Below are 15,057 nucleotides of genomic sequence, written 5' to 3' on the forward strand. Positions count from 1 at the left end.
AAATCGTGAGGTTTAGGAATCGCCGCACTTTTAGGGCGGCGAGGATGTCAAGAATGCTGACTTTGTATATAGACAATTCTCAAAAACCGATGCTCTAAGGGAGCATCTCACCTTTGTAACCCCTAAATCAGGTTTTTATGTCAAGCTATTTTGAAAGCCTTGCTAGAAACCAGTTTTATGGATAAGTATAATTACTCACTTGCATAAATGAGATGCTCCCGTTTACATGAGAAAACGCTATGAGCAACCCTGAATTTTCCCTTGATATGCCTCTTAAAGAGCGACAAGAGAAATTTATGCAAATGTCCGATGAGAATATTGATTATTCAGATATTCCTCCCCTAGATGATGAATTTTTCAAGAATGCTAAACTGGTCAAACCAAATCCACAAACAGAGCAAATTAGTATCAGGTTGGATTCAGAAATCCTTGGGTGGTTTAGGAATCATGCTCAAGAAAAGAGCTATCACGACCTAATTAATGATGTATTACTAATCTACGTCAAACATCAATCGCAATAGCCGATTATCTACCGAGTAAAGAACCTCGAAGAAGCGGTTATAAATGGCAATGATTACAAGCTCAATTGCAGCGTTTGCCTAAATTAAACCTCAAATGTCGGAGTTTTTTCAAACTCCGAAACACCTTATATGCTACAATTCACAAGTCGCAGCGAGAGAAACTTCATTATTAGGTAAATAATAGTCGTCCTTTTGGTTCAGGAATGATTCGTTCTAGTTGTTTGGCAGTTTCAATCCATTCTTGAATAACAAGTTCAGCATTTTGTACAGCTTCTTGATAGGTTTCTCCATCTGCCATACATCCTGCTAATTCTGGAACTTCAACAATAAAAGCTTGATCTTCCTCACTCCAATAAATAATTAATTCATAGCGAATTTTCATCTTTCCCTCCTAATTTATATTTTAAAATTAGATTACGAATTTGTTTGATTTGATAAGTTATGTAGGTTGGGTTGAACAGAGTGAAACCCAACAATTATAGGCTTTGTGTTGGGTTTCGTGCCTCAACCCAACCTACTACTACTGAACCAGAGAACAAAGAATCATCATAACATTATTGATCATCTGGCAAAGCTAAAATTTCATCCCCAATTAAATCAGGTAAATTTTCGGTATGAACGTGCAAGTGAGTAATTGAGCCTATTAATTCTGCCAAAATATCCCCTTTTTGGTCATCAGTTAGGCTTGGTAATTTAAGCTGACTTAGTAAGAATATAACCGCCTCGCATTCTTCACCTAATTCAGATAATAGAGTGGCCAAGGTAGAGTTGACTTTCAAGGGTTTTTCAGTGTTTGAAATCATTGCTTATTTTCCTCTGTTTAATCGCTTTTCTGCTCTAGATAAACTTTTTTCTAAACCTTTAATTTCTCTTTTCCAGTAATTAATTAAGTTTTCATCGGGGGATTCTTTTTGTTCCTCATTGGCAATTTTTTGATGATGGATCAGAATTTGATAACGAATGCTTTCAACAGATTTACGAAATTTCTTTTTTGACAAGTATTTACTCCTAACTTGCGGTGGTTAATATCTATCGTAATTATAAACCATAGATTATGTAGGGGAAAATGGCATTTACCCTCCTGGGGTGACGGTGACAGGTATCGAATCGCGGAACCCCTGATAACCTCGTGTGGAAACGATGTAGGATCGGAGTTTGAAAAAACTGCGAAACCCTTTATATGCTACAATTCACAAACCACAGCGCGAGAGATTGCCCAGACAGACCCCCACCCCCACCCAACCCAAACCTAGTTGCTACGTGGGAAATCCCTGTCTCACCCGGCAGGTGTCCTTTGGGTGCTGATGATGGTGCGTTTGTACTCCATGTTAAATCGGAATAAGTTTTCCAGTTTCCGTTGACTCGCCAGCCTACTGCGTCCCCAAAACGTTGCCACGCTTGAATATTATAGTCGCCGATCTGGTTGCCTGTCTGCTTGTAGATAGCCAATTGTACGGAAAAGCCAAACTGGCCACCGGAAGCCGCTAACCACTCTCGATCAATCATCCGCAAATCCTCACAGGAAAATTTCTCGGCGGATTCGCCGTCTATCCAGCCTTCTTTTTCTCGTTTAGCGGCCGCCAGCATTAGCTCACCTGTTTTGCGATCGAACAGCGATCATCTTCTTAGAACCTCCTGTCAGACAGCGATCGCACTTTAACTAATGAGAAGATAAGGGATAAGTCGGTTGATTAGGGTTTTTATTAAGGGTTTGACAATCCGCTAAGTATTGTTCAATAACAGTTTTAAAAGCCTGTTCTAGTTCATCAACGGAAAGACCATCAAAAACGATAATATCTTCTATGTTGATGACACGACCAAAAAATAAGCGATCGCTCTCGTCGTATTCAATCACAGCTTCATAGCCTTTGTATTGCATCATCGTTTTTTGGCTGTTTTGTGTTCGTTGGCTAACTATAGCTTGACTGCTAACCCACTACCTTGATAGTACGAGTGTTAAAATCAATCGCAGGAGCTAAAACTGCGATTGCTGATTAATTGGTAGTTATTAAAAAAATGCAATCACTATTTCAAAATCATAGGATATAGCAATTCTAGAGATTATTATTGATCTTTAAAAATCTCATTATCTTTATCTTAAGATAAAGTTTAATCTACTAAATCTTCATAATTATTTACTCGCTCTCTACATAACTTAATAAAGTTAGCAGTTTCTTCATCATGTTGCTGATAAATATTTTTTGCTTTATTCATTTGTATATCTTCGATTTTTTCTTTATTTCTTTCTCTAAGTCGGATATATTCAATCATTAAAGCTTCAATATTTAGCTGAAAATTTTTTAGTTCTTTCATTTTTGAGAGTTCTTTTTCTGCCATTTTGCCAAGATTTTCTTGATTCATTCTATCGATAGTTTCTTTCTCAAGCAGTTTTTCATAAAGACCTTCTTTCGACAAGATTTTTACCAAAACTGGAGCAATTTCAATAATAATTAATAACAGAGTAATTAATTTATTTGTAATAGCAATAGCAGGATCATCTTTCGATAATGCTTCTAGGGCTGAGATACGATCTAAAAGACTTCCTTCTTGCCATTCCTTTTTCTGCGGTGTCTTGATACTCAAACTTGATTGTTGTTTTTTGATTAAACTATTTTTTTCCTTGAGTAAATCTTGGATTCTACTATCCAAAAAAGTAACACTTTTTTCTATTGTTTCTACATTTTTTTGTCTTTCTTTTGCAATAGTACCGACACCGGGTTTACCTGTCACACCTTTACCTTTTATTTCTTCTATCGCATCTATACGAGCTTTTTGTAAAGCGTCTGAAGCTTGATTTTTTTCTCTTGTGAGATTGTCAATCTCTTCATTGATTTTATTGATCCTTTTGACATCTGGAGTATCTTGATCTTTTCTGCTTTCTTCTCTTTCTCTTTCTCTTCTTTGTTGGCTAATTTTTTGATTTATTTCACTCTCAAACAATCTTAACTCTAGAGGTTTAGCAACGATAAAACCTAAAAGAATTGCTATGCTTAAGCGAGTGGCGGCTCCTACCCAAAATTGTAGTTTTGATGAAGACTTATTTTGACTAGCTGTAAGGATAAAAAAGCGATCTAAGTTAAAAATTATGCTACCCCAAATAAAACCCAAAGAAATTGAAATTGTTAAAGAGCCAAAAACCGTAAAAAGTGCATAGCCTCCTGAACAAAAAGCCATTATTGCCGTGAGAATAACGGTGGTGCCGATAGACTCATATTTATACCTTTCTGTGCGGCAGCTTTCTTGAGACAAAATTTCTTGATCTGCACCAGCAGACCAGATTAAAAGTTTTTGTACAGAATTGAGTCGTGTTTTAGTTGGCACTTGATTACCTTAGTTAATGGTTATACTTCTTAATTCAGAGCAAAAATAAAGGAATTAACGCTCTCTGAATTTAATCATTTTCAGAAGGGGGGAGAATCTCATATTCTCGTGACATATTAATTTGCTCATTTTGTCTTTTTGATTTCAGGGAGTCTCTTAAGATTTCTAGGAACGCCATCTGCATAGCACTGGCTTCAACAATCCCTCCACCACCAGAAGTATTACCACCACCGCTACTAGCACCAATAAACACTTCTGGAAGTTTAATTTGGGTGTTGGCGTATGCCTCAGCCCATTTCCCTTCTGATTCTAACTGAGCATAAATCGCAGGACTAAGAACCTGAACTCTTTGACGAAACTCTTCTATACGAATACCAGCAATTTTCTCGTCTTCACTGGTTTTGATCTCAGATTCTTCTCGCATCCGCTTTAACTCAAGCTCATCTTTTTCTTGTTGAATTTGTGCATCTGCTTTTGATTCCTCAAGTTTAGCTTTAGCATTAAGAGTTGTTACCTCTAAATTACTTTGAGCCTCAACTATTTTGATTTGAGCTTTGTTTTCCTCTTGCTGTTTGATGAGAGACTGACGGACTTGTTCGGTTGCCTGTTGTTGTTTATAGTTTTCAGCTTGTTGTTGCAGTATTTCACGCTCTTTTAATAAATCGTCCAATTCAGGAGGTAAATCAATGTCTGTAATTAAAGTCTGGATTGACTGTACACCGTAAGATTTGAGAACCCCTTGAATATAGGCTGCTGCGTTGTCTTGTATTTGACCTCTTTCATGTAAAAAATCAAGTGCTTTACTACCTTGAGCCGAAACCTGAAAATAAGATTCAACCATAGGGCTTAGAACTTTACTCACTAAATTTCTGATGGCAGAAGATTTAAAAACTTTTTGCTCATTCTCCTCAATAGGGTTAGAGTTTAATGGCTTTAAAGCATCAATCGGTTGAGCACCAACTTTAAGAATCATTTGCGGAGCATCTTCTGCCGCAATGTGGATAGTTTGAGTCATTTGTAAATAAAAAACAAAGCCATCACTTGAGCGAAGTTTCAACGGATTAAGATTTTTGTCATAGTTAATCTCTGGTTTTTCTTCTGAGTTAGACCAATTTAAAATAATTTGGTTGGTCGGAACAACATGAACACTTTTAATTCTTCTGTTCATCGCATACTTGCCTGGCAGAAGAGGTTTGCGCTGTATGCCTTTTTCCCCTTCTTCTGAAAGTCGATCATCATTTTTTGACTCGTTATCTTTGCCGACAGAGGAAATAATCACCCCGACTTGTTCGGCAAGAATTTCAACTAATGGTACTTGTTCAACACGAACAAACCAGGGATTGAGAGTCCAGGAACCTTCCTGTAAAAATTCTTCCTGTAAGCCTTTATAGCCCCCAGCTTCGATAAACTTTTGGGGTTTCTGAAAATTATCATGACCTTTAATTGTATTCCCAGCAATTTCCCCTTCAGGAAGGGTTTTTCCTTCAAGTGTCGTAACAATACCGATTTTGTCTTTGCCCACAGTATAAACCTTTAATTCTTCAGGGTTTACATTGTACTGAGTGGCATTAGCAGAAGTAATAACAGTAAACAAGTCAGTGTTGATCTGATAAGTCCTCGCAGGTAGAACTGCCAACTGTTTGCCACTTTCACCACCATTTTTAATAAAAGCTTCAGCATCTTCAAAATTTTGGCATTCAACAACTTTGCCTAAATTCCTATCTTCGGGACGGGTTGACCCATCGGTAGCCACAACTAAGCCAATTTCTCCTTGGGGAATTTTAGTGACTGAATCAATTTTAATTTCAAACAAATCGGTATTAATTTGATAGGTTCCAGGTGTTAAAAAGGCTAATTGTTTACCACTTTCACCACCACCACTGATAAAAGCTTGAGCATCTTGAAAATTATTGCATTCAACAACCTTACCAAAGGTTCGGGTTGTGGGTAACGGCTTGCCAAAGGTAGCCCGAACCAATCCCACTTGATCCTCCGCAATGCGAATACATTTTACCCTTTTTACTTTAAAGATATTGGTATTAATCTGATAGGTATTGGCGGTTAAAATTGTCAGTTGTTTACCACTTTGACCACCATTGTCCCAAAAAGCTTGGGCATTTTGAAAATTATTGCATTCTACAAACTTGGCAAAGGCTTGACCTGGCGGTAGAGGTTTACCATCTCTAGCTTCCACGAGTCCTACTTCGTCTTCACGGATACGAATAAAATTAACAATCTCAACAGAGAATAGCTCAGTATTAATATAATAAGTACCATTAGTCAAAATAGCTCGTTGTTTTCCTTTTTGTCCACCATTGCGAATAAATGCCCTAGCATCTTGAAAATCGTTACACTCGACAACTTTTCCAAAGTTTTCTCCTGGAGGTAAGCTTGCCCCGTCTTTTGCATCCACTAATCCCACCTGATCAGAAGCAATCACAATTGCCTTAGCAATGCGAATTTCCACATTAGGCAAACTCAAATGCCGTCCAGGGGTAAGCACCTCCGCTTGTAAACCACTTTCTCCATTGAGAGCAACTCGACGACCCGCAGGCAAGGGACGACCAAATCGTTTATAAACAATGCCTACTTCATCTTCTTTGATATTAATAAAAACCATTGGTTTTGTCTCCTTTTGTTGTATTTTTTAAAAGTCTAAGGTTTTTGATTTTAAGAGAAATCACATCTCCTCTGTGTCTCTAGAGAAAAAGAAGCTCATTGATTCTTTATTTTCTTCGATACTAATGTAATAAGGCTTACACCGCTCCATCATCTTAGATTTGGCTTGTTGTTTAATCCTGTCTTGAATCTCATTAGTTTTCAATTCCTCATGGTTATGTCGTGAGATTTCACATCGATAAATATCAATAACTATATCTTCAAGGTTTCCTTCAACAAATGTTGAAATTAGATATTCATGTGAGACTACCCTTAACTCATTAAGGTTGCCAGCAACGGCTTTAATAAATTCATAAGTAGAATCATAAGTAGAATCTTTTTGAATTCTAAACTCCAGAATTAAATGTAATAAATACTCCTTCGATTCTTCATTTGTTCTAATTATCAAAGGTGGATAATCCAGATGTGTATTCCTCGATATGTTCCACCACCTCACTTGAATTGTGTTCGTGGGAACAATATACACTTTTTGAATAGCAGTGTTAATTTGATGTTTTCCTGGCGGTTTCATTGTTATGGCATTATTTTCTAATTCATGACCTATTCTTTCAGGGAAAACATTTAATAATATTCCAATACAATGTACAGGAATCTCAACGAATGGTACTTGTTCAACTCTCACAAACCAAGGATTTAATGAGTATTCCGCTTCGGGTAAAACTTCTTCTTGTAAACCTTTATATCCACCCGCGTCAATAAATTTTTGTGGACTTTGAAAATTGTCATGACCTTCAATTGTTAGTCCATACGGTAGACCCGTTCTTCCTTCTGTTGTTGTAACGATGCCGATTAACTCTTTCTCCACTTTAAGGTATTTTAATTGCTCAGGCTTTAGCTCATACTGTTCAGCATTAGCAGAGGTAATTACAGTAAACAGTTCGGTATTGATCTGATACTTTTTTCCGTCACGCAGAATTGCTAATTGTTTCCCACTTTCACCCCCATTATTGATAAAAGCTTGAGCATCCTGAAAATTATTACATTCAACACTCCTTCCTAACTTTCTATGATTAGGCATAACTTGACCATCATTGGCAATAACTAGACCAATCTCCCCCAAAGGAATCTTAGTGATAGGACGAATTTCAACCTCAAAAATCCAAGTATTGATAGAATAAGTATTACTGGTCAAAATTACCAATTGTTTACCTTGTTGACCACCATTTTCAATAAAAGCTTGAGCATCCTGAAAATTATTACATTCTACAAAATTGCCAAAGTGTTGGCCAAGGAGAAGGTGACGACCATATTTAGCCTTAACAATGCCTATTTGATCTTCATTGATGCAAATTTCGTCCACAATCTCAACGGAAAAATACTCTGTATTAATATGATAAGTGGCAGCAGTCAAAAAAGATAGCTGTTTTCCTTTTTGTCCACCATTATTGATAAATGCGATTTCATCTTGGAAATTTTGGCACTCAACAACCCTTCCAAATCTTCCACTAAAAGCTGGATTTCCACCTTTTTTGGCTTCGACTAGACCAATTTTACCCGACGGAATTTCAATTATATCAAAAGACATTTTTCACCTGCCTATTCAGGAAATTTTTGATAAGAAAGAAAAAACTTGAATATCCTTCTTTGTATGTCCAGATCATAGTTACTACCAGGAAACCAAAAAGTCGGTAAATGTCCATCGGGCGCACGTCTGGAAAAATCAAAGCTATCATAACTCAATAGCCAATGCCCCTCTACCTGCCAACCAACTTTATCGGCAAAATCACCAAATAATATATTATAGCTGACTTGTGAATGGTCAATGGATTCAACCTGAGTAACGTCCAGCCAGATTTTCTTTTGTACACTGTAACCGAATTTACCATCACTTGCCGCCAACCACAAATTATTTATTTTTTGTAGGCTTTCAATTGGAATTTTTTTAACGTTTTCGTCTGTTAGCCAACCTTTTTGAGTTGGTTTTAGCCTTCCTCTTCTTTCAGTTGTATCGGCAATACGAAGCAGAATCTGCATTGTTTCTTTGTCCGCTTCTTTCCAGTTTTCTTTATCTAAATAAATTGAAAGCTGTTCGTAACCTTCTTGTGGTTCAGGTCTGTCCTCTTGATCTAGCCGTAATCTTGCTTCAGCCGCTGGACTAGACGCTAATACCAGAATTGTTTTTGATGAAATATTTTGAGGAGTTTCTTTTTGTTGGGCTGATGAGACATCCTGCCCTATTACTTTTTTAGGCGTTGCACCGCCTTCATCAAAGTAGGAAAATGGCGATTTAAGAAATTTTCCGTGTCCAACTCAGCCTCGTAGGAAATTCCCACAAAAGGAGGAATCGAAGAAACAACCGCTTTAAGTTTAGCGGCGGCTGTTGGACCGGGTTCTTCGACTTTAGCGAGGATTTTTTGCAAATATTCTATAACTTCTGCATTTTCTCCCCGAAGTTGTCCGACTCCTTCCACAAATTCGGCGATAACAACTTCTGCGTCTGCTTCTGAGATTTTAACTAAATTAGACTGACCAGCGATAATTTGCCAATATTCCTGTTCATAATCTCGAATGGGTTTAAGAATTTGTAACCGAAGTTGCTGTTTCAGGATTGTTTTACCACCTGCTGGAGCCGTAATAATAGCCTCTTCCGTCTCCCTTCTTTGTTCATAAAGCAGTTTAAGATGGGACTCAATCTCATTCAGACGATTTTTGTTCATAGCTTAATTCTTCACCTTCAATTAGTCTGGTAATAGTGACATACTCGTCGCTAAAAGCGAGGGCTTCCTCTTTCATCGGCCAATGCCTCCGCCAAGTGGTTCCTTAGCTTTGGTCTTACTCAGCCTCCGCAGGTTTTGCTCTTCCCTAAAGAAGGCACTAACTGGCGTAATAGTTTCCTATCACCGAGGCAGACTCTCTGTGTCCCAAAGAGTATAAGTAGGGTTTTTTTGTCTCCCAGTCATAATCTCACAATAACAATTAGCGGGCCTTGGGGCAATTCTAGCTAATTAGAATTGGAGGTGTCTAGTCTTTATACAGTCGAAAAATGTAGCGGGGGCATTCATCCGACATTTTAGGTAAAATTTCCCAGATTTTCAGATATTCTCGCTGACTACTTTTGTAGGTCTTCATTAGCCCGAAAAATCGCTTCTTGACCACCACTAGAGGACACAAAACCCATAAAAGCTTTGACTGCTTCACTAGCAGGTTCTTTGTAAACGTAGTAAAGGGTACGCTGCCAGGGATAATTAGGTTCACTGGCTGAAATTCCGTCCACAGCGAGCGCCCTGACGGTTTTTTGGTCGGCAATTTGGCTATAGGTTGCGTAACTAATGCCATTCAGTCCCAAAACTCGCAAAATTGGGGTGGTGGCATCCCTATCCATCATTTTAAAATTAGTTCCCGTACCAAATTCTCCCCCTTGCAGGACTTCCTGACGAAAACTTTGATAAGTGCCACTAATAGGGGGACGATTAATCACTTGAATAGTAGCAGCAGAACCGCCCACCTCCGACCAAGAGGTGATTTTTCCGGTAAAAATATCTTTAACTTGGGTAGTGGTTAACCCCCCTGCAAAGGGGTTTTTTACTCCCACCACAATAGCGATCGCATCTCGAACGATCGGACTAGAAGCCAATCCCTGAGAGCGTTCCGACTCGGTTAAAGGTCGTGACACCGCCGCAATATCGATCGCCCCCCGGGCTACTTCCTCTAATCCCTTATCAGATCCTTGAGCATTTGTCAAGACCTCTACCCCCTGAAATTTGGCCGTTAAAGCGGCTTTTAAGGCTTGATTAATCTGTACCATACTGGTAGAGCCGTTAATGCGAATTGTCGTGCCACTGGGGATAGAAGTCGGTGGGGCAAAACTGACCACTTCCTGGGGGGAAGGGGGAGGGGGTAGGGGAGAGGAGGCACTTCCCGATGTTGGGGATTTTTGCGGACTTTTACTGCTGCCACAGAGAAAGAATTCTTGACCCGCAGCACATTGACTTTGCAGCCAGAAGTAACCTCCACCTAAAATGCCCGCAGTGGCTAAAAGAGCGATTATTAAAGCAGTTGTTTCGTTTTTTTGAGACATACCCATCATTTGCTGACATTAGGGGGTCGATCGCCAGGAGACCGGTGATCAATGGAAGTTTCGATGATATTATCTTAGTGCATGGAAATCCACTCTTAATTTAGGACTGTATATCATGACCCACGCACCTATATCCCCAGTCGTGCTGGTTATCCTTGATGGTTGGGGTTATCGCCCGCAAAGGTCGGATAATGCGATCGCAATGGCGAAAACCCCGATTATGGATAGTCTCTGGGAAGTTTATCCCCACACCCTAATCCGCACCTCCGCTAAGGATGTGGGACTACCAGAAGGACAGATGGGCAACTCGGAAGTTGGCCATCTGAATATCGGAGCGGGGCGAGTTGTACCACAGGAGTTAGTACGAATTTCCGATGCGATCGAAGATGGTTCGATTCAACAAAATCAGGCTTTATTAAAACTCTGCGCCGAGATTCGCCCCAAAAAAAGCAAATTACACCTGATTGGTTTATGTTCCGAGGGGGGAGTCCATTCCCATCTCGATCACTTACTGGGATTATTAGACTTAGCGAAAGTGCAAGGGATTAGCGATGTCTGCATTCATGTCATCACCGATGGTCGCGATACCAATGTCACCGACGGAATGCTCGCTATTAAACGGATTCAAGAACATATTAATAAAATTAAACTCGGTCGCATGGTGACTCTCAGTGGCCGTTATTATGCCATGGATCGGGATCGCCGTTGGGATCGGGTGGAAAAAGCCTATAACGTGATGACCAGTGATCAAGGTATCGACGGGCGATCGATTACTGAAGTATTACAGGCATTTTATGATCAAAATATTACCGATGAATTTATTCCCCCCACCAGAATTGCACCGGGGGCGATCGAAGCGGGCGATGGGGTGATATTCTATAATTTCCGTCCCGATCGAGCTAGACAGTTATGTTATGCCCTGACTATGCCCGATTTTGAAGATTTCGATCGAGATTTAATTTCTCCGCTTAGTTTTGTTACTTTCACCCAATACGATCCGAAATTACCGGTAGATGTGGCCTTTGCTCCCCAGAATTTAAATAATATTTTAGGACAGGTGATCGCTCAACAGGGATTAAAACAGTTTCGTTGTGCGGAAACCGAAAAATATCCCCACGTCACCTACTTTTTTAATGGGGGATTAGAAAAACCCTTTGAGGGAGAAGTGCGCGAATTAATTCCTAGTCCAAAAGTCGCCACCTATGACCAAGCTCCGGCCATGTCGGCAGCCGCGGTGACAGCAGCGGTCTCTGCGGCGATCGAACAGGGGATCTATAGTCTGGTGGTAGTCAATTACGCTAACCCCGATATGGTGGGTCATACGGGCATTTTAGACGCGGCCATGAAAGCAGTGGAAACGGTGGATCTATGCTTGGCTAAGTTGTTAAGTAGCGTCAATAAATTGGGGGGAACAGTGTTAATCACTGCGGACCACGGTAACGCGGAAACGATGGTGGATGAGTCGGGTAATCCTTGGACGGCCCACACGACTAATCCCGTTCCTTTAATTTTAATTGAAGGGGAAGGGAGAAAAATACCCGGCCACGGTGGCGATGTGCAGCTGCGGGATGATGGTCGTTTAGCCGATATTGCCCCCACTATCCTGGAAATTCTCCAAATTCCCGTCCCGATAGAAATGACTGGGCGATCGCTGATTAAACCAGCCGAGGTGGAAATTAAAGCCAGTCGCACTCCCGTCCGCATCTCGCTTTAACGAGTAAAAAGTCAATAAAGGGGAATTTTATGCTGAAAACCATCGAAGGTGTTTATCGAGATGGACAAATACACCTAACCGAGTTACCCAATGATATTAGCGATCGCTCACAAGTGCTGGTGACTTTTCTCGATCAAATCGATCCTAGTAAGCTCAGACAACTGATGGAGTATTTAGAGAGCATTGAGGGGATTCAGCAAGGTTTTGAGGAGATAAACTCCGGTAAAACCCGTCCTCTTGCCGATTTTGCCCAAGAAATGGCCGAAAAATATGGTATTTCAGGTTGAAATTACCCCAACTGCCACGGCACAGATCGAAAAAGCCTATCGCTGGTATCGAGGTTATAATGCCGAGTTTGCTGACCGTTGGTTTCGAGGATTAATGAATGCTATTGCGACTCTGCAAGAGAAACCAACTCGTTGTGCTTTAGCGCTCGAACAGACGATTTTTCTACCCAAAGAAGTCCGACAACTTTTTTATGGGAAAGGCAAAAATGTCTATCGAGTGCTTTTTACAATTAGAGATAGTACGGTTTATGTGTTATATGTTCGCCATAGCGCCCAAGCACCACTAACACTTGAGGATATAGAGGATGAAGAGGACTCCAGTTGATAACTAATTCAAAGCTGACGGCTTGATAACTGCTATACTTTGTAATGGAAAATAGAGAGTAATAATCATGACAGTGGTGCTGGTAGTACAGATTATTTGGGCGCTGGCGGCGGCCTTTCTGGCGATTTTGGTGTTATTACACAGTCCCAAAGGGGATGGTATTGGCGGTATTGGCGGCCAATCACAGATTTTTACCAGCGCAAAAACGGCGGAAAAAACCTTAAATCAGGTGACTTGGGCGTTGGGGACGGTATTTATCACCCTAACTATTGTACTGAGTGCCGGCTGGTTAAATCGCTAAATGCTAAGAGGTCGGTTCTCTTTTCTAGGACTCGCAGCCTTGGCGAGTCTTTTGCTGTTTTCCTATTCTTTGATTGCCGACAGTCGATCGCTACCAGAGTTAAAAACCCATCCTTTACCCGCTAATTTAGCCCAATGGCAAGAGCAAAACCAGTCCGGGGATTATTTTGATGCTGTGGAAATCAGCCCCGTGGGGGCGTTGATTTGGTCGCAATTTCCCGTGAAGATTTATGTTCACAGCGATCGCAGTTCTTGGCTGAGTTTGGTACAACAGGCGATCGCTGAATGGGGGCAGTATTTGCCGATGGAGTTGGTAAATCGGGCAGAATTGGCCGATATCCTCATTAAACGAGAGTTACCGCCGTCGGGAGTCCGTTTTAATGCCGAAACGGGTAAGTTAGAACTGCCCCGGGTGCGTTCTGCCATAACACAATACGAGATTTTTGTCAAGGAAAATCGCTTAACTCATCGGATGAGTATCCAGATTAGTCCTAATTTAGCCGATCGGTCGGCCTTAGCGGCAGCGCGGCACGAATTAGGTCACGCTTTGGGAATTTGGGGTCATAGTCCCCTAGAGACGGATGTGATGTATTTCGCTCAAACTAGAGATATTGCCCCGATTTCTAGCCGGGATATTAACACTTTAAAAAAGGTTTATCAGCAGCCAACTAAGTTAGGTTGGCAGATGGATCAACTGCTCAATAGTGAGGTACAAAGTTTTCGTTTTCGGGAGACAGGAGACTAGGAGGAGAAAAAAGACAACAGACGACTAAAATATCTGTATAACCTCTGATTATGTCAAATTTATCTAGTATTTTAGATATTCTGATCTGATAGCAGCTCAAGAGCTTACTTTTGCCAGAAGTCTAATAGCCAAATGTTCTGGGAATATTTTGTGCTATAACAGACGGGTTACTTTAACTATCCTGAGTACAGAAAGAATCATGTTTAAACAGACTAAAATCCTCGGTTTAACGATTTTAGCTTCAGTTTTCAGCTTTACGCTATCCTCAGCTAAAGCGGCTACTGTTCAGTTTAACGCCAAGGGAAATATCACCGGCATTAAAGATCTAGTCGTCAATAATTCTTCCTACAATGTTAATTTTGTTCAGGATACTTTTAGCAATTTATTCGGCAATCCCTCTAATTTAAATCTGCAACCCACCTTTTGGCTAAATGCTCAGGGTGCAGAAGCGGCAAGGAATGCCATTGATAATGTCCTAACAACGACTTATCCCGCTTTAATTGCTTTAGGTGAGACGCAAAACACGAGGAATTATGTTATTCCCCAACAATCTGCCTTCTTGTATGTGAGGGTCATTGATAGCCAAGGCAATTTTACTTATCCTTCTGATTTGTTTGGTGCTGTCCTGGGAAATTATATATCGTATTATCAAGGTCGTAAATGGCAAGAATTCTTGGAGCAGATATATCAAAACGGAGGAATGTGCGCTTGCACGATAAGTTACAATATTGATCCCGATATATATGGAATCGCTATTGATGCAACCCGTACCTTTGCGCTTTTTTCTCCTAATCAGGCTCCGGTTTCTGTTACTACAGCAGCAACCATTCCCGAACCTGATAGTCTGATGGGTGTCATCGCAATAGGCTTATCTATTTTCTTTTTCTTTCCCCAAAAATTCAATTTACCGAAGCATCACAAGGTTTAGAAGTGAGCGTTTCCGGCAATACCAACAGCATCCAAGTGGGGTTAAATCCGCGACTACCGATCGCCCAAATTCAAGGCAGTTTTTTATCCCGTTATCTTGGTAGCGAGGCGATCGTGGCGATAATTTCCTTTTCTGCTGGTTTAATCGTTTCCTTGCTTTCGTGGTTATTCGATAATTTTCCTGCTTCTCCCTAAAAATTACCGTCCCGCTCGCTAAACT

Annotated in this window: 18 protein-coding genes and 1 pseudogene; 8 read left to right on the forward strand and 11 right to left on the reverse strand. The window is 40.4% G+C overall.

All coding sequences use genetic code 11. The features are described 5' to 3' along the window. Positions 1–239: 239 nt before the first annotated feature. Positions 240–521: a BrnA antitoxin family protein gene (locus tag H6G48_RS03135; RefSeq protein ID WP_190718980.1), complete on the forward strand. Its 282-nt coding sequence runs from the start codon at positions 240–242 to the stop codon at positions 519–521. A 169-nt stretch (positions 522–690) separates the two neighbouring features. Here the strand turns inward: H6G48_RS03135 and H6G48_RS03140 are convergent, their stop codons facing one another. From H6G48_RS03140 to H6G48_RS03190, 11 genes are all read right to left on the reverse strand, one after another. Then, positions 691–903, reverse strand: a complete 213-nt coding sequence (locus H6G48_RS03140) for a type II toxin-antitoxin system HicB family antitoxin (protein WP_002765615.1) — start codon at positions 901–903, stop codon at positions 691–693. Between the two features lie 172 nt (positions 904–1,075). Continuing rightward, positions 1,076–1,324, reverse strand: coding sequence for a hypothetical protein (locus H6G48_RS03145; RefSeq protein ID WP_190718983.1), 249 nt, complete (start codon positions 1,322–1,324; stop codon positions 1,076–1,078). A 3-nt stretch (positions 1,325–1,327) separates the two neighbouring features. Continuing rightward, the gene (locus H6G48_RS03150; RefSeq protein WP_004161490.1) at positions 1,328–1,519 is read right to left on the reverse strand and encodes a hypothetical protein; all 192 of its coding nucleotides are present in this window, start codon (positions 1,517–1,519) and stop codon (positions 1,328–1,330) included. 178 nt (positions 1,520–1,697) lie between these two features. Next, a complete protein-coding gene (locus H6G48_RS03155) occupies positions 1,698–2,108 on the reverse strand; it encodes a GUN4 domain-containing protein (RefSeq protein WP_242034512.1) in 411 nt (136 codons plus the stop codon). A 73-nt stretch (positions 2,109–2,181) separates the two neighbouring features. Continuing rightward, complete coding sequence (locus H6G48_RS03160; RefSeq protein ID WP_012266176.1) at positions 2,182–2,400, reverse strand: hypothetical protein; 219 nt, start codon at positions 2,398–2,400, stop codon at positions 2,182–2,184. 230 nt (positions 2,401–2,630) lie between these two features. Next, complete coding sequence (locus tag H6G48_RS03165; protein WP_190718987.1) at positions 2,631–3,842, reverse strand: DUF4407 domain-containing protein; 1,212 nt, start codon at positions 3,840–3,842, stop codon at positions 2,631–2,633. Positions 3,843–3,912: 70 nt separating this feature from the next. Next, positions 3,913–6,462 carry an SPFH domain-containing protein gene (locus tag H6G48_RS03170; protein WP_190718990.1) on the reverse strand — a complete coding sequence of 850 codons (2,550 nt, stop codon included), beginning with the start codon at positions 6,460–6,462 and terminating at the stop codon, positions 3,913–3,915. Between the two features lie 60 nt (positions 6,463–6,522). Then, on the reverse strand, positions 6,523–8,046 hold the full coding sequence (locus H6G48_RS03175) for a hypothetical protein (protein ID WP_002798048.1): 1,524 nt from the start codon (positions 8,044–8,046) through the stop codon (positions 6,523–6,525). 11 nt (positions 8,047–8,057) lie between these two features. Continuing rightward, positions 8,058–8,699, reverse strand: a complete 642-nt coding sequence (locus H6G48_RS03180; RefSeq protein WP_341275480.1) for a GUN4 domain-containing protein — start codon at positions 8,697–8,699, stop codon at positions 8,058–8,060. After that, positions 8,699–9,178: a hypothetical protein gene (locus H6G48_RS03185; protein WP_004161496.1), complete on the reverse strand. Its 480-nt coding sequence runs from the start codon at positions 9,176–9,178 to the stop codon at positions 8,699–8,701. Before H6G48_RS03185 ends, H6G48_RS03180 begins: the two co-directional genes overlap by 1 nt. Before the next feature lie 392 nt (positions 9,179–9,570). Further along, complete coding sequence (locus tag H6G48_RS03190; RefSeq protein ID WP_190718993.1) at positions 9,571–10,548, reverse strand: phosphate ABC transporter substrate-binding protein; 978 nt, start codon at positions 10,546–10,548, stop codon at positions 9,571–9,573. A 106-nt stretch (positions 10,549–10,654) separates the two neighbouring features. Here H6G48_RS03190 and gpmI point away from each other — a divergent pair, with 106 nt between their 5' ends. The 7 genes and pseudogenes from gpmI to H6G48_RS03225 all read left to right on the forward strand — a co-directional run. Further along, positions 10,655–12,253: a 2,3-bisphosphoglycerate-independent phosphoglycerate mutase gene (gene gpmI / locus H6G48_RS03195; RefSeq protein WP_190718996.1), complete on the forward strand. Its 1,599-nt coding sequence runs from the start codon at positions 10,655–10,657 to the stop codon at positions 12,251–12,253. 29 nt (positions 12,254–12,282) lie between these two features. Beyond that, positions 12,283–12,540: a hypothetical protein gene (locus H6G48_RS03200; protein ID WP_002736285.1), complete on the forward strand. Its 258-nt coding sequence runs from the start codon at positions 12,283–12,285 to the stop codon at positions 12,538–12,540. Next, on the forward strand, positions 12,524–12,865 hold the full coding sequence (locus tag H6G48_RS03205; protein ID WP_002774217.1) for a type II toxin-antitoxin system RelE/ParE family toxin: 342 nt from the start codon (positions 12,524–12,526) through the stop codon (positions 12,863–12,865). Before H6G48_RS03200 ends, H6G48_RS03205 begins: the two co-directional genes overlap by 17 nt. A 67-nt stretch (positions 12,866–12,932) precedes the next feature. Further along, on the forward strand, positions 12,933–13,166 hold the full coding sequence (gene secG, locus H6G48_RS03210; RefSeq protein ID WP_002736485.1) for a preprotein translocase subunit SecG: 234 nt from the start codon (positions 12,933–12,935) through the stop codon (positions 13,164–13,166). Further along, on the forward strand, positions 13,167–13,910 hold the full coding sequence (locus H6G48_RS03215) for a peptidase (protein ID WP_190718999.1): 744 nt from the start codon (positions 13,167–13,169) through the stop codon (positions 13,908–13,910). It abuts the gene before it with no gap. 199 nt (positions 13,911–14,109) lie between these two features. After that, the gene (locus tag H6G48_RS03220) at positions 14,110–14,838 is read left to right on the forward strand and encodes a hypothetical protein (protein ID WP_190719002.1); all 729 of its coding nucleotides are present in this window, start codon (positions 14,110–14,112) and stop codon (positions 14,836–14,838) included. Continuing rightward, positions 14,808–15,032, forward strand: a pseudogene (locus H6G48_RS03225) (hypothetical protein); the annotation flags it as partial. The gene H6G48_RS03220 and the pseudogene H6G48_RS03225, both read left to right, overlap by 31 nt. Between the last annotated feature and the right edge of the window lie 25 nt (positions 15,033–15,057).

This window comes from Microcystis flos-aquae FACHB-1344 (assembly GCF_014698375.1).
Taxonomy (GTDB): domain Bacteria; phylum Cyanobacteriota; class Cyanobacteriia; order Cyanobacteriales; family Microcystaceae; genus Microcystis; species Microcystis aeruginosa.

Bases quoted from the DNA above. Each gene is read 5' to 3' on its own strand.
- H6G48_RS03135 (WP_190718980.1), top strand. From the start codon at position 240: ATGAGCAACCCTGAATTTTCCCTTGATATGCCTCTTAAAGAGCGACAA.
- H6G48_RS03140 (WP_002765615.1), bottom strand. From the start codon at position 903: ATGAAAATTCGCTATGAATTAATTATTTATTGGAGTGAGGAAGATCAA.
- H6G48_RS03145 (WP_190718983.1), bottom strand. From the start codon at position 1,324: ATGATTTCAAACACTGAAAAACCCTTGAAAGTCAACTCTACCTTGGCC.
- H6G48_RS03155 (WP_242034512.1), bottom strand. From the start codon at position 2,108: ATGCTGGCGGCCGCTAAACGAGAAAAAGAAGGCTGGATAGACGGCGAA.
- H6G48_RS03160 (WP_012266176.1), bottom strand. From the start codon at position 2,400: ATGCAATACAAAGGCTATGAAGCTGTGATTGAATACGACGAGAGCGAT.
- H6G48_RS03170 (WP_190718990.1), bottom strand. From the start codon at position 6,462: ATGGTTTTTATTAATATCAAAGAAGATGAAGTAGGCATTGTTTATAAA.
- H6G48_RS03175 (WP_002798048.1), bottom strand. From the start codon at position 8,046: ATGTCTTTTGATATAATTGAAATTCCGTCGGGTAAAATTGGTCTAGTC.
- H6G48_RS03185 (WP_004161496.1), bottom strand. From the start codon at position 9,178: ATGAACAAAAATCGTCTGAATGAGATTGAGTCCCATCTTAAACTGCTT.
- H6G48_RS03190 (WP_190718993.1), bottom strand. From the start codon at position 10,548: ATGATGGGTATGTCTCAAAAAAACGAAACAACTGCTTTAATAATCGCT.
- gpmI (WP_190718996.1), top strand. From the start codon at position 10,655: ATGACCCACGCACCTATATCCCCAGTCGTGCTGGTTATCCTTGATGGT.
- H6G48_RS03200 (WP_002736285.1), top strand. From the start codon at position 12,283: ATGCTGAAAACCATCGAAGGTGTTTATCGAGATGGACAAATACACCTA.
- H6G48_RS03205 (WP_002774217.1), top strand. From the start codon at position 12,524: ATGGTATTTCAGGTTGAAATTACCCCAACTGCCACGGCACAGATCGAA.
- secG (WP_002736485.1), top strand. From the start codon at position 12,933: ATGACAGTGGTGCTGGTAGTACAGATTATTTGGGCGCTGGCGGCGGCC.
- H6G48_RS03215 (WP_190718999.1), top strand. From the start codon at position 13,167: ATGCTAAGAGGTCGGTTCTCTTTTCTAGGACTCGCAGCCTTGGCGAGT.
- H6G48_RS03220 (WP_190719002.1), top strand. From the start codon at position 14,110: ATGTTTAAACAGACTAAAATCCTCGGTTTAACGATTTTAGCTTCAGTT.